Source organism: Allokutzneria albata, assembly GCF_900103775.1.
Classification (GTDB): domain Bacteria; phylum Actinomycetota; class Actinomycetes; order Mycobacteriales; family Pseudonocardiaceae; genus Allokutzneria; species Allokutzneria albata.
The window spans coordinates 2,149,904-2,163,196 of record NZ_LT629701.1 but is presented as its reverse complement, the minus strand read 5'-3'; the positions used below and the strand labels follow the sequence as shown (position 1 = coordinate 2,163,196).

At 72.5% G+C, this 13,293-nt stretch carries 7 protein-coding genes; 6 read left to right on the top strand and 1 reads right to left on the bottom strand.

The annotated features are described in order from the left end of the window. Positions 1-49: 49 nt before the first annotated feature. Positions 50-1,519, top strand: a complete 1,470-nt coding sequence (locus tag BLT28_RS09780) for a M1 family metallopeptidase (RefSeq protein WP_231950704.1) — start codon at positions 50-52, stop codon at positions 1,517-1,519. Between the two features lie 26 nt (positions 1,520-1,545). On the opposite strand, the gene BLT28_RS09775 is transcribed toward BLT28_RS09780, so the two are convergent. Further along, a complete protein-coding gene (locus tag BLT28_RS09775) occupies positions 1,546-2,019 on the bottom strand; it encodes a MarR family winged helix-turn-helix transcriptional regulator (RefSeq protein ID WP_030432620.1) in 474 nt (157 codons plus the stop codon). Between the two features lie 96 nt (positions 2,020-2,115). Between BLT28_RS09775 and BLT28_RS09770 the strand changes: the two genes are divergently transcribed. The 5 genes from BLT28_RS09770 (at position 2,116) to BLT28_RS09750 (ending at position 12,916) form a co-directional block, all read left to right on the top strand. Then, on the top strand, positions 2,116-3,084 hold the full coding sequence (locus BLT28_RS09770) for a ring-cleaving dioxygenase (RefSeq protein ID WP_030432619.1): 969 nt from the start codon (positions 2,116-2,118) through the stop codon (positions 3,082-3,084). Further along, complete coding sequence (locus tag BLT28_RS09765) at positions 3,081-3,680, top strand: alpha/beta hydrolase (protein WP_030432618.1); 600 nt, start codon at positions 3,081-3,083, stop codon at positions 3,678-3,680. Before BLT28_RS09770 ends, BLT28_RS09765 begins: the two co-directional genes overlap by 4 nt. Positions 3,681-4,408: 728 nt before the next feature. After that, the gene (locus BLT28_RS09760; RefSeq protein WP_052407990.1) at positions 4,409-7,300 is read left to right on the top strand and encodes a helix-turn-helix transcriptional regulator; all 2,892 of its coding nucleotides are present in this window, start codon (positions 4,409-4,411) and stop codon (positions 7,298-7,300) included. Between the two features lie 70 nt (positions 7,301-7,370). Beyond that, on the top strand, positions 7,371-10,055 hold the full coding sequence (locus tag BLT28_RS09755) for an AAA family ATPase (protein ID WP_162184922.1): 2,685 nt from the start codon (positions 7,371-7,373) through the stop codon (positions 10,053-10,055). Positions 10,056-10,060: 5 nt separating this feature from the next. Further along, positions 10,061-12,916, top strand: coding sequence for a helix-turn-helix transcriptional regulator (locus tag BLT28_RS09750; RefSeq protein WP_030432615.1), 2,856 nt, complete (start codon positions 10,061-10,063; stop codon positions 12,914-12,916). Positions 12,917-13,293 lie beyond the last annotated feature (377 nt).

Genomic DNA, 13,293 nt, shown 5'->3' with positions numbered 1-13,293 from the left:
GAGGGCAGTGGGCGCCCCACCTCGGTGGGCATTGAGAAAGGCGACTCGGATGGACATGCACGGCAACGGATGCAGCCGCCGACGGTTCCTCGCGGCAGCGGCTGCGTTGCCCGTCATGGGGCTGGTGGCGTGCGACTCCGGGGGCGGTCCGGTGCCGTCGTCCGGGCCGGTGGTGAGCGGCACGAGCCAGGCCGCCCTGCCCTCGGTGGGCGGTTCGACCTCGGCGGACTCCTACTACCCCTCGCACGGCAACGGCGGGTATCGGGTCTCGCACTACGCCCTCGACCTGCACTACACCCCGGACACCGGGGTCCTGGTCGCCAGTGCGCTGATCACGGCCACGGCATCTCAGCCGTTGTCCGGGTTCAGCCTGGACCTGCACGAGCTCGACGTGACGGAGGTCCGGGTGGCCGATGTCCCGGCCGGATTCGCCAGGGACAAGCGCAAGCTGTACGTGCGCCTCGTTCGCCCGCTGGCCGCGGAGGAACGCTTCGAGGTGCTGGTGCGCTACTCCGGGCGCCCCGGGCCGGTGCGGATGCCGTGGGGCGAGAGGACGGGCTGGGAGAGGAGCAGGGACCGCGTGGTGGTGGCGAGCCAGCCGCTGGGCGGGCCGTCGTGGTTCCCGTGCAACGACCATCCCAGCGACAAGGCCGGTTATCGGATCGACGTGACCGTGCCCGAGTCCTACCAGGTCGCTGCCAACGGCGTCCTGGCGGGGACGCGGCGCGAGTCCGGCATGACCACCTGGTCCTACAGCCACCCCGGGCCGATGGCCAGCTATCTCGCCACGGTCAACATCGGCCGGTTCACCTTCGCCGACCAGGCCGGGAGCAGGGTGCCGTTGCGCAACGCGTACCCACCCGGGGCAGCCGAGGAGTTCGCCCACGACTTCGGTCGGCAGCCGGAGATCATGAACCTGTTCGAGCGGCTGTTCGGCCCCTATCCGTTCGAGGTCTACGGCGCGGTGATCGTGGATTCCGACCTGCAGGCACCGCTGGAGACCCAGACCTTCTCCTTGTTCGGCGTCGACCAGCTCGACGGCAAGCGCGGCAAGGAGCGGTACGTCGCGCACGAGCTCGCGCACCAGTGGTTCGGCAACAGCGTCACGGTCGCGGACTGGCAGCACATCTGGCTGAACGAGGGCTTCGCGACCTACGCGGAGTGGCTGTGGTCGGAGCACTCCGGCGGACGGAGCGCCGACGACCACGCGGCGCGGACCTGGTCGACGCTGTCGAGGTCCGCGAAGGGCATCCGCATCGGTGACCCCGGCCAGCGGAACATGTTCGACGACCGTGTCTACGTGCGCGGCGCCCTCACCCTCCACGCTCTCCGGCGCACGGTGGGCGACGACGCGTTCTTCGACGTCCTGCGCTCGTGGAGCCAGGACCACCGAGGCCGCAACGTCACCACCGACCGGTTCGTCGCCCACGCCGAGCGGCGCACCAGGAGCGCACTCCGGCCGCTGTTCCAGAGCTGGTTGTTCACCGAGGGCCTACCCGATCTTCCACCCCCGCGGTGAGCACGTCGGTGACGCGGACTTCCAGGTCACTTGCCGTTCGCGGAACGCAGCGTGCGCATCGCGTCGGCCAGACCGGCCGCGGCATCGGGACCGAGGGGGGACAGGACGCGGCGGCGCAGGATCTCGGCGCACGCGGTGCGGGCCTTGGTGGCGATCTCGGCGCCGTGGTCGGTGAGCGCCGCGTAGATCACGCGCCGGTCCGTGTCGCAGGGTTCTCTTCTGATCAGGTCGGCGGCCACCATGCGGTCGGCGACCTTGGTGAAGCCGCCGCTGGTCAGCGCGGCCTCGTGGGCGAGGCGGGTCATGGGCATGCGCTGCTCGGGAGAGCGCACGAGGCGCAGCAGGATGTCGAAGGGGGCGGGGGCGAGGCCGAACCGCTCGGCGATCTCGTCCATCAGGCCCTGGTGGGTCGCCAGGTAGCCCTCGATGACCAGACCCCACAGCGTGACGATCTCGTCATCGTCGTCGAGCGGGGAGTTGAGCGTCTGCGGCTTCGTCATGCCGACAGCCTAGCGGGAACTTCTCTTCTGCGGATACCTCTTGCGCGGAAGAGATATCGGGGCTAGCGTCTGCTGCATCCCTTCCGAGGAGGACACATGTCGATCAGCACCAGCGGTCTGCACCACGTCACGGCCATCGGCGGCGATCCCAACCGCAACGTGGACTTCTACCTGCGCACGCTGGGGCTGCGCCTGGTGAAGACCACGGTCAACTTCGACGACAACGGCACCTACCACCTCTACTACGGCGACTCCTCGGGCAAGCCCGGCACGCTGATGACCTTCTTCCCCTGGCCGGACGCGCCGAAGGGGCGCATCGGCACCGGGCAGGCCAGCACCACGGCGTTCTCCGTCCCGGAGGCCTCGATCGGCTGGTGGAAGCAGCACCTGGAGGAGACCGGGGTCGAGGTCAGCCGCATCCGCAACAGCGACAACGAGGACACCCTGACCTTCCGCGACCCGGACGGCCTGGTGCTGTCGCTGGTGGCGCACCCGCAGGGCGACCCGCGGGAGCCGTGGGACACCGCGCTCGTGCCGGCGCAGCACGCGATTCGCGGCCTGCACTCGGTGACGCTCTCGGTGACGCGGGAGGACGAGACGGCGGCGATGCTGACCGACGACCTGGGGCTGCGCTTCCTGCACCAGGACGGCAACCGCCTGCGGTTCGAAGCCGGGGACGGCGGCGCGGGAGCGCTGGTGGACGTGCTGGTGACGCCCAACGCACCGCGGGGGCTGACGGCTGCGGGAACCGTGCACCACGTGGCGTGGCGCGTGCCGGACGAGCAGACGCAGGTGTCGTGGCGCGAAGAACTGGTCGACAAGGGCGTGAACGTCACCTCGATCATGGATCGCCAGTACTTCCGCTCCATCTACTTCCGCGAGCCCGGCGGCACCCTTCTTGAGGTGGCCACCGACACCGGCGGCTTCGACATCGACGAGCCGCTGCTGGAGCTGGGCCGCGCGCTGAAGCTGCCGCCGTGGCTGGAGCCCAGGCGGGAGCAGATCGAGGCGATGCTGCCGGTGCTCGACCTGCCGAAGGAGAACAACCCCGAGGTCGTGTCGTGAGTCAGCTGGAACACCGCTTCGACGACGGTGACCCCGAGCTGCCCGTGCTGCTGCTGTTGCACGGCACGGGTGGCGGGCCCGACGACCTGCTGGGCCTCGTTGACCACCTGAGCCCCGGGTCGGCGACGCTGGCGCCGGCCGGGCCGGTCTCGGAGAACGGCATGGCCCGGTGGTTCCGCAGGCTCGCCGAGGGAGTGTTCGACCACGAGGACGTGATCGTCCGAGCGCACCAGCTCGCCGACTTCGTCGTCGGCGCCCGCGAGCGGTACGGCTTGGCGCAGCGGCGAATCGTCGCGGTCGGTTTCTCCAACGGCGCCAACATCGCGGCCGCGGTGACGCTGTTGCGGCCGGACGCGGTGCGCGAGGCGGCGTTGTTCGCGGGAATGGCGCCGCTGCCCGATCCGCCGCGGCTGAATCTCGACGGAAGCCGAGTGTTCCTCGCGAATGGGCGTCGGGATCCGATGGCGCCGCTGGGCTCGGCGGATCGGCTGGCGGAAATGCTGGCCGAGCGCGGGGCGGCGGTGACCAGGAGCCTGCACCCGGGCGGTCACCAGATCACCGCCGACGGACTGGCGGCTGCCCGGGACTGGCTCTGATCTGCCCGTTCGGGCTCGACCGGGCGCCGGAGCCGGAATGCGCATTCCACGCGCCGTGGTGACGGTGTTGGTTCGGGCGGCGTCCGCGGCGCCCGCTGACCGTATCTCGCGGGGGCGCTGCCCGGATCGAGTCCGGATGCGCAATGTTCGCGCTTTGTCCGACAGTGACCCGGGACAAATGTCACGGTGCTTGTCCGTTGGCGCCGGGTTGTAGTTTGATGGGGCGGAAACCTCTTTTTCATACTCCTTCTTTTTTCAAAACTCTTGACTCCCGGCGTGCGATGTGTCAGCGCTCTCCGTGATCCGCATCACGCCCTCCCGGGGGTAGACCCGGGCTCGTCCCGGGAGTGCTCCCGTCATCCGTCCGGCCAGCTGCCAAGATCGTCGTCGGACGCGGCACGCTGCGGTGTCCCTGCTCCGGTTGGCGGGGGCCGTTGTCAGTCGAATGATGGACGTCGACTCATCGGCTCTCATCAGAATTCGTTAATCATCGCTGTTCTTTAAGCTTTCGCCCTCCGCCGTCCTGTTGCCCCCAGGCGCGAATCCACCAGCGAAAACCGTGAACGCGACCGTTCTTCGAGCGTGTTCGGTAGGGTTTGCGTGAAATGTCATTCTCTTCATGTCGGTCGCCGGAAGGTCGGGCCGAAGGGGATCGACTGGGTAGTCTCTGTCGGTGGTAGCGCTCTCATGCGAGAGGGGGCCGCCGGGGCGGGAAGGGAGCTGGCCGCGTGGTGGACGACGGCGTGCGTGACGGTGGGCGGCGGACAGGCCCTTCGCGCTTCGTCGGACGCGCCACAGAGGTCGCCGCGCTGACCGCTCGTGCCCGATCGGCACTGTCCGGGCGCTCGGCCGCGGTGCTGCTGCGCGGGCCCGCCGGGATCGGCAAGACCCGTCTCCTCGACGACCTGCTGCCCGGGCTCGCGCTGGAGCACCGCGCGACCGTGCTCCGCGTGGACTGCCGGGAGGTGAACAGCGCGATCGGCTACGGCGCGGTCCGGGCGCTGTTCGCTCCCCTCGGCATCACCGGTGAGGACGACCCCCGGCTCGCCGCGAGCGCCCGGTGGGCGCTGCCCGCACTGGTCACCGACGAGAACGCCGCGGCCGACGAACTCGGCGGCACACCGTCCTACCGCGTCCTGCACGGGTTGTACTGGCTGGTCGTCACCATCGCGGCGGAGGCGCCGCTGGTGCTGGTGCTCGACGACGCGCACTGGTGCGACGAGAGTTCCCTGCACTGGCTGGACTTCCTGCTGCGCCGGGCCGAGGGGCTGCCCCTGCTGGTGGTGCTGGCGCACCGGACCGAGACGAGGGGCGCGGGCAGTCCTGGGCTGGACGCGCTGCTCGCGCACGCGCGGTGCACCTCGATGGACCTCGGGCCGCTGACGACCGAGGAGATCGGCACCCTCGCGGTGGACGTCCTCGGCGGCGTCCCGACGCCCGCCTTCCTCCGCGCCTGCGCCGAGGTGTCCGGCGGTAATCCATTGCTCACCGCGCGGCTGCTCGGCGAGCTGCGCCGGGACGGCGCCGTTCCCGACGACACCGCCGTGGCCAGGGTGGAGGTCGTCGGCCGCGACGTGCTGGCGTCCTCGGTCCTGCTGCGGCTGGCCGGACTGCCGGAGCACGCCCGCGCGGTGGCCAGGGGCGTCGCGGTGCTCGGCGGAGTGGTGCCCGGCGGCGGTGCGGAGCTGGTGAGCGTGCTCGCGGGCGTGCAGGCGCGGCTGGTGCACATGTCCATGGAAGCCTTGCGGCGCAACGAGGTTCTGCACCCGACGGAGTTGGACTTCGTGCACGACGAGGTCCGTTCAGCAGTGCTCGGCGCGACTCCGGCCGAGGAGGTGACGCGGCTGCGCGTGCGGGCGGCGAGGTTGCTCAACGACGCCGGGCGGCCCGCGGAGGAGGTCGCCAACCAGCTGATGCTGCTGGTGGACCTGCCCGAGCAGTGGATGCTCGGCGTGCTCACCGACGCCGCGGTGCACGCCGAACAGCGGGGCGCCCCGGATGCCGCCGTGAGCTACCTGAACCGCGTGCTGCAGCACACCGACCAGCTCCCGGTCCGCGTCCAGCTCGCGCGCTGCCTGGCGCACTCCGATCCCGCGGGCGCACTGGAACAGCTCGGTCACGTGCTGACCCTGAACCTCGACGCGCGGCAGCGGGCAGAGGTGACGGTGCAGTACGGCCTCACCGCCCTCGCCATGCAACGGGCGCCAGAGGCGACCAAGCTGCTCGGCGACACCCTGGCGGAGCTGTCCGAGGTGGTCGGCCCCGATCCCGGTCCGGCCGATCGCGATCTGCGCACCAGGCTGTGGTCGGCGCTGCTGTTCATCGGCTCGGACGAGAAGTCCACGATGCCGGTGCTACGCGAGCTGGCCCGCCGGATGCCCCTGCCGGACGGCGAGACGCCAGCCGAGCGCGAGGTGCTGGCGATGGCCTCCTCGCTCGCGGCGGTGGAGTGCAAGCCGGTGGAGCACGCCGTCGAGCTGGCACGGCGGGCGTTGCGCGGACCGTCGGGGGGCATGCCGCGCTGGGCGGTGCTCAACGCCGCGTTCACGTTGCACATGGCGGACAAGACCGACGAGGCCCTGGCGGCGTTCGGCTCGGTGCTGGAGGACAGCCGCGCGCACGCCAACCTGTGGTCCTACTGCATGACCCTGGCCAGCCGTGCCGTGCTCTACCACAGCATCGGCGAGCTGTCGGAGTTCGCGGCCGACACGCACACCGCGCTGGCCGTGTTCGAGCAGGAACCTTGGGACAACGCCGGCACGGTGCCGTGGGTGGGACTGGCTGTCTCCCATCTGGAGCGCGCGGAGCTGGACGAGGCCGAGGCCGCGCTGGCGCGGGTGCGCACCGATCGGATCGACGACCTGATCTGGGAGGGACCGCACTACCTGATGGCCTCCGCGAAGCTGCGCTGGCGACGCGGGGACCTCGACGGCGCGCTGGCGCGCCTCAGCCGCTGCGCCGCGATCCTGGACGAGTCGGGCATCGCCAACCCGCTGTTCACGCGGTGGTGGGTGGACGTCGCGTGCATCCGCGCGGAGCAGGGGCAGCAGCGCCAGGCCCGCGAGGTCGTCGAGCGCGCGCAGGATCTGGCCCAGCAGTGGGGAACCCTGCGCGGTGTCGGGCTCGGACTGCTCGCGGAGGGCGTGCTCGCCGAACCGCGCCGCGCGGTGCGGGTGCTCGCCGAGGCCGTCGACGTGCTCTCCGCGACCCCGGCCCGCCTCGACCTGGCGCACGCGCTGTGCAGGCTGGGGCAGGCGTCGCTGTTCGCCGACGACGCGAAGGGCGCGCGGGAGCACCTGCGCGGCGCGCTCGACCTGGCCACTCGGTGCGGATCGCAGGTGCTGGCCAACGAGGCGGGCAGGCTGCTGGTGCTGGCGGGCGGGCGGCTGCGCAAGGAGATCCGCTCCCCGATCGACGGGCTGACCGGCAGTGAGCGACGGGTCGCGGTGATGGCCGCGGAGGGCAACAGCAACCGGGAGATCGCGGAGTCGCTGTTCGTCACCGTGCGCACCGTCGAGGTGCACCTGACCAACGTCTACCGCAAGCTCGGGCTCAGCCGCCGGGCGGAGCTGCCCGGTGCGCTCGCCCGCACGCCCGCGCCGGAGAAGGGTTCGACGTGAGCGAGCTTGCGAGCGAACCATTCGACGCAGCAGCGCCGCTCGCGGCGCACCGAGCCCGCGAGGTGTGGCCGTGAGCGCGGTGGCCGAGCGCGGAACGCGGCGCCGCGGCTGGCGCGACGAGGACGAACTGGACCTGCTGGTCGACCGCGGCGCCGAACTGGACGTGCTGAGCCGGTCGGTCACCGGCCTCTCGCTCGGCCGCTCCGCGCTGGTGGTGATCGAGAACCGGCCCGGCGCCGGGCGGACGGCCTTGGTGCGCAGGACGATCGCGCTGGCCGAGGCGGCGGGCATCCGGGTCTGCTCGGCGCGGGGTTCGCGCACCGAGTCCGAGCTGCGCTACGGCATGGTCTCCCAGCTGCTGTCCGCATTCCCGACCGAGGACTGTCCAGTGTGGACGGACGTGCGGTGGGCGGAGTGCGCGCGCGAGTCGGCGGTGCTGCCCGCGCTGTGCCGGGAGTTCCTCGGCCTGGCCCGGCGGGAGCCGCTGCTGGTGGTCGTCGACGACGCGCACTGGGCCGACCCGTTCTCCGCGCGGTGGCTGCGCGCGATGGCCCGCCGGTTGCGCGAGGTGCCACTGCTGCTGGTGGTCGCGGGCAACGACGGCTGCCGCCCGATCGGCCTGCCCGCGATCACCGAGCTGGCCGCGCCGAGGGCGGGGTCGGTGGCCGCGCACCTGCTGCGCCCGGGGCCGCTGAGCCCGGCCGGGGTGAACATGCTGCTGGCCACCGCCTGCCCGGGGCCGCTGGACGAGGACTTCAGCCGCGAGCTGTTGCGGGTGACCGGCGGGCAGGTGTGGCTGGTGCGCGCGGTGCTGCGGCAGTTCGCCCGCGCCGGGCTGGCTCCGGTCATCGACCACGTCGCGGAGCTGCACGAGACGGTGGCCACCGAGCTGGGCGACCGCGTCGCGCGGCTGACCGGGGTGCTGCCCGAGGAGTTGGTGGGGCTGCTGCGCGCGCTCGCGGTGTGCGGGTCGCGGCTGGACTTCCGGCTGGTGTGCTCACTGGCCGGACTGCGCACCATGCCGGAGTCGGAGGCGCTGGCCCGACTGGAAGGTGTCGGGCTGGTGCGGCCGGGGGAGGAGCCCGAGCTGTCCGATCCGATCACGGCGGCGCGGGTGCTGTCCGGGATGCCCGCGCCGGAGCGGGCCGAGCTGCACGCGGCGGCGGCCGAGCTGGGGCACCGCTCGGCGATCCCGGACCTCGACGTCGCGGGAATGCTGCTCGGCGCGTCACCGATCGGCCAGCCGTGGGCGGCGGATCTGCTGAGCCGGGCGGCGGCGCGCGACCGCGACGGCACGCGGCCCGCCGAGGCGAGCAGGTTCCTCCAGCGCGCGTTGAAGGAACCGCTGAGCGAGCCCGCGCGGGCGCGGCTGATGATCGAGCTGGCCGCGGCGGAGCTGGGGCGGCGGCCCGTCGCGGGTGCGCGGCTGCTGGCCGAGGTGATCAGCGGGCCGGGCGGGCCCGAAGTCACCGAGTACCGGCGCACGGCGGCGGATCTGCTGGTGATGGGCGGGGAGTCCACGGTGGCCCGGCAGCACCTCGCGATCGCGCTGCGCCGGGCCGCCCCGCCGTACGACCGCGCGTTGACCGCGTTGTACTGGCTCTCCGACATCGTGGCCGAGGACGAACCGTTCTCGCCGGGCCGGATGGCGCCGACGGTCACCGACGACGCCCACACGACAACGCATCCGGCGCAGGCGGGGGTGCTGGCCTGGCGGGAGGCCATGCACGGCCGCGGCCTCGAGCAGGTGCGCGCCTTGGCCCGGGCGGCGCTGCGCACCTCCTCCGGCGTGCCCGTTTCCGGAGGCGGCACGCCGATCGCGCCGAGGATGGCCGCCGCGCGGTCGCTCGGGCTCACCCAGGACTGGGCGGACGGGCTCGCCGCGCTGGACCAGGTGCTGATCGAGGCGCGGCGGATCGGTGTGAGCACGGTGCTGGCGCCGGTGCTGATGCTGCGCGCGGAGCTGTGCCTGGGCATGCGCCGGATCAAGGACGCCGAGCGGGATCTCGCCGAGGCGCTGCGGCAGCTGCCGGTGCGGGACTGGCGCCCGTTCTGCGCACCCTCGGTGGTGTCCGTGCAGGCGGTGCTGCACCTGGAGCACGGCGACCCGGAGGCGGCGGGCCGCGTGCTCTCCGAGTTCGCCGCGGAGCTGCCGCTCGGCGCGACCGAAGGCGTGTCGTGGTGCCACTTCCTGTTCGCCCGCGCCAGGTTCCACCTCACCGTCGGCGAACCCGCGGCGGCGGTGGCCGATCTGCTGGAGTGCGGGAGGCGGCTGCTGAACCACCACGTCGTGAACCCGGCGGTGATCCCGTGGCGCACCACGGCCGCGCTCGCCCTGCACGCGATCGGCGAGCAGGCGGAGTCGGAGCGGCTGCTGACCGAGGACCTCGCGCACGCCAGGACCTGGGGCGAGCCGAAGTTCCTCGGCGGCACGCTGATGGCCGCCGCGCACGTGCTGGCCGACACTGCGCACGAGGAGGCCGAGGCGCTGCTGGCCGAGGCGGGCGAACTGCTGGGCGAGACGGCGCTCCAGGCGATGTCGGGGAGCAGGCCCGTGCTGAGCGGGCTGAGCGAGCCTGAGCGGCGGATCGCCGAGCTGGCCGCGCGGGGCCGCTCCAACTCCGAGATCGCCGGGGAACTGGCGATGAGCAGGCGGGGCGTCGAGCTGAACCTGAACCGGATCTATCGCAAGCTCGGCCTCTCCGGCCGGGGTGAGCTGGTGGCCGCGTTCGGCCACCGGGGCAGGGGGGAGTAGTCGCCGTGTTGCTGGAGCGGGAGACCGAGCTGAGCGTGGTGGCCGGAGCGCTGCGCCGAGCCGGGGCGGGCAACGGCTCGCTGCTGGTGATCACCGGTCCGCTCGGCAACGGCAAGACGGAGCTGATGCACGGGCTGGGCGAGCTGGCCGGGGCCAGTGCCCGCGGTGCCGCGCCCGCGGCCAAGGTGTTGCAGGCCAGCGGGGCGTTGCTGGAGCAGGACTTCGCCTTCGGCGTGGTGCGCCAGCTGTTCGAGCCCGCGCTGGCCGTCGCCTCCGACGAGACCCGGCAGCGCTGGCTGGACCACGCCGCCGGGTTCGCGCGGCTGGCCTTCGCCGACGACAGCCCGCCGACCGAGGGCCGCGCGCCCGCCGCCGTCGCGCAGGCGGTGTTGCAGGGGCTGCAGGCGCTGGCCGCGAACATGAGCGCGGACCACCCGCTGCTGATCCTGGTCGACGACCTGCAGTGGGTGGACGCGCCGTCGCTGCGGTGGTTCGGCTACCTGGTGAAGCGGCTGGACCGGCTGCCGGTGACCGTGGTGGTCAGCGTCCGCGAGGGCGACCCGCGTTCGGAGCAGCCGCTGATCTCCGAGATCACCGGCTCCGCCACCCGCACGCTGCACCCACGGCCGCTGAGCCTGTCGGCGACCAGGGAACTGGTCCGCGAGCAGTTCGGCGAGCCGGGCGAGGAGGTCTTCGTCGCCGCCGTGCACGAGATCGCGGGCGGCAACCCGATGTTCCTGATGTCGATCCTGCTGAACATGCTGGTCGGCAAGCGCCACCCGGTGGCGGAGGAGATCGAGAACGCCAGGATGCTCGGCCCCTCGATGTTCCGCGACCGCCTCGTGGCGTGCCTGCGCTCGCAGCCGCAGCCGATCCGGCAGTTCGCCAACGCGATGGCGCTGCTCGGCGAGCACGCGGAGCTGGAGCTGATCGGGCGGCTGGCCGGGCTGGACTCGGTCGGATGCACGGAGGCGGTGCGGGTGCTCGACCGGCTCGGACTGCTGGCCGAGGGGCCGGTGCCGCGCTACATCCACCTCACCGTGCAGGACGCGGTCGAGGAGTCGATGACCGTCGAGGAACGCGCGCGGGTGCACATCAGCGCCGCGAGGTTGTTGCACGGCTGCGGTTATCCGGCCGAGCAGGTCGCGGCGCACCTGCTCGCGGTGACCGCGCCGCAGGACAGCTGGGCGATCGAGGTGCTGCGCTCGGCGGCGCACACGGCGTTGCGGCGCGGTGCGCCCGAGGTCGCGGCCCGCTATCTGCGCCGGGCACTCGTGGACTCCTCCTCGGACGGTGAGGACCGCGCGATGCTTCTTGTTGATCTCGCGACCGCGGAACGCGGGTTCGACCCGCCCGCGTCGGTTCGTCACATCTCGCAGGCGGTTCCGCTGCTGACCACCGCGAAGGACCGCGCGGCCGCGGTGGTGCGGATCGCGCCCTCGGTGCTCAACGCGGCACCGCTGCCGGTGGGGGATCTCGTCCGGCAGGTCGCGGCGGAGCTGGGCGATCCGGATCAGCTCGCCGGTCCGGAGCGGGAACTGGCGCTGCGCCTGGAAGCCCGGCTGCGCTACACCGGGCAGGAGGATCCGGCGCAGCTGGCCGAGGCGGTGGACCGGCTGCTCGCGATGGGCCCGACCCCGGGGACCAGCACCGGCTCGGAGCGCGAACTGCTCGCCGTGTTGCTCTACGCCGCGATGATGAGCCAGAAGCTGCCCGCCTCGGAGATCGTCAGGCAGGCCAACCGCGTCCTGGAGCGCGAACCCGCGACCGCCTCGCACGTGCACACCGCGTTGCCGTTGCTGGTCAGCACGCTCGCCGCGGCCGACTCGGTGAAGGTCCTCTCCTCGTGGCTGGACATCGCGCTGGAGCAGGCGCAGCGGCAGCAGGCGACCGTCGGCAGCACGTGGATCTACGCCGAGCAGGCGCTGGTGCTGTTGTGCTCGGGCAGCATCGGCAAGGCGCGGGCGCGCGGCATCGAGGCGCTGGAGCTGGTCGACGCGGAGTGGGTGGAGGCGACGACGCTCGCGTCCTCGGCGCTGACCACGATCGCCATGGAGACCAACGACGCCGAACTCGCGAGGTGGCTGCTCGCCCGCAGTGGTGAGCGGTCCGGGCGCACCCACTACGGCGTCGCGCACCATGCCATGCGCCAGGTGCTGTCGGGGTTGCTGCTCGCCGTCGACGGTGAACCGAACGCGGCGCTGGAGTACCTGCTCGACGCGGGGCAGTGGATGGAGCGGGCTGGCTGGCACAACCCCGCGGTCTACCCGTGGCGGGGCTGGGCAGCAGCGGTGCACCGGCAGGCCGGTGATCACGCCGTGGCCGCGGAGCTGATCGAGGAGGAGGCCACGCGAGCGGTGGCGTGGGGTGCCCCGGCCGCCGCGGGTCGCGCGCTGCGTTCCCAGGCCACGCTGCACGACGGGCCGCGCGGGATCGAGCTGCTGGGCGACGCCGTGGATCTCCTGCGCACCTCCTGCGACCGTTTGGAGCTGGCGAAAGCGTTGGCGCAGCTGGGATCCCGGCTCCAGGAGCGCGGCGACGCGAGCGCTGACCGGCTGCTGCGGGAGAGCCGGGCGCTGGCGCAGGCGTGCGAAGCCGGGCCGCTCGTGGAGCTGGCCGCCCCCGAGTCGCCGTCGGCTCCGGCCCCGGTCGGCGGGGCGCAGCACGCGACGCTGACCAAGACGGAACTGCGCGTCGCGGGCATGGCCGCCGCAGGCGGGACCAACCAGGAGATCGCCGACGTGCTCGGTGTCAGCCTGCGGGCGGTGGAGAAACACCTGACCAACTCCTACCGCAAGCTGGCGGTCCCCGGCCGGGCCGGCCTCGCCGCCGCCCTCGGACAGCGCCCCGGGCCGGCCTGAGCCCGGGGTTCTCCGGTCCTCACCTCCGCCCAACCCCACCGAAAACCGTCGCGAACCACGCCCGACCGGCGGGGTTGGCGGCGGTTTTCGCTGTCCGGGACCGGGTTCGCGGGAGGTGAGGACGGGGGAATCCGGCCCGGACGGGCGCCGCGGCGGCGCCCGGAGCGCTGGTGAAGGCCGGATCAGCCCCGGGGATGATGTCCGGATGCCCGCGTGGGCCTCGCACTGACTTGAGGATGATTCGACTTCTCTGATGGGCGGACGGGAACACGCCACCGGTGCTCACTCACATTTAACCGGGAATTGTCGTTGAGGATCATCCCGAAGTACTACACCGGCTGAGTCGCAGGAGGTACAACCGCATCCCCCATGATCGA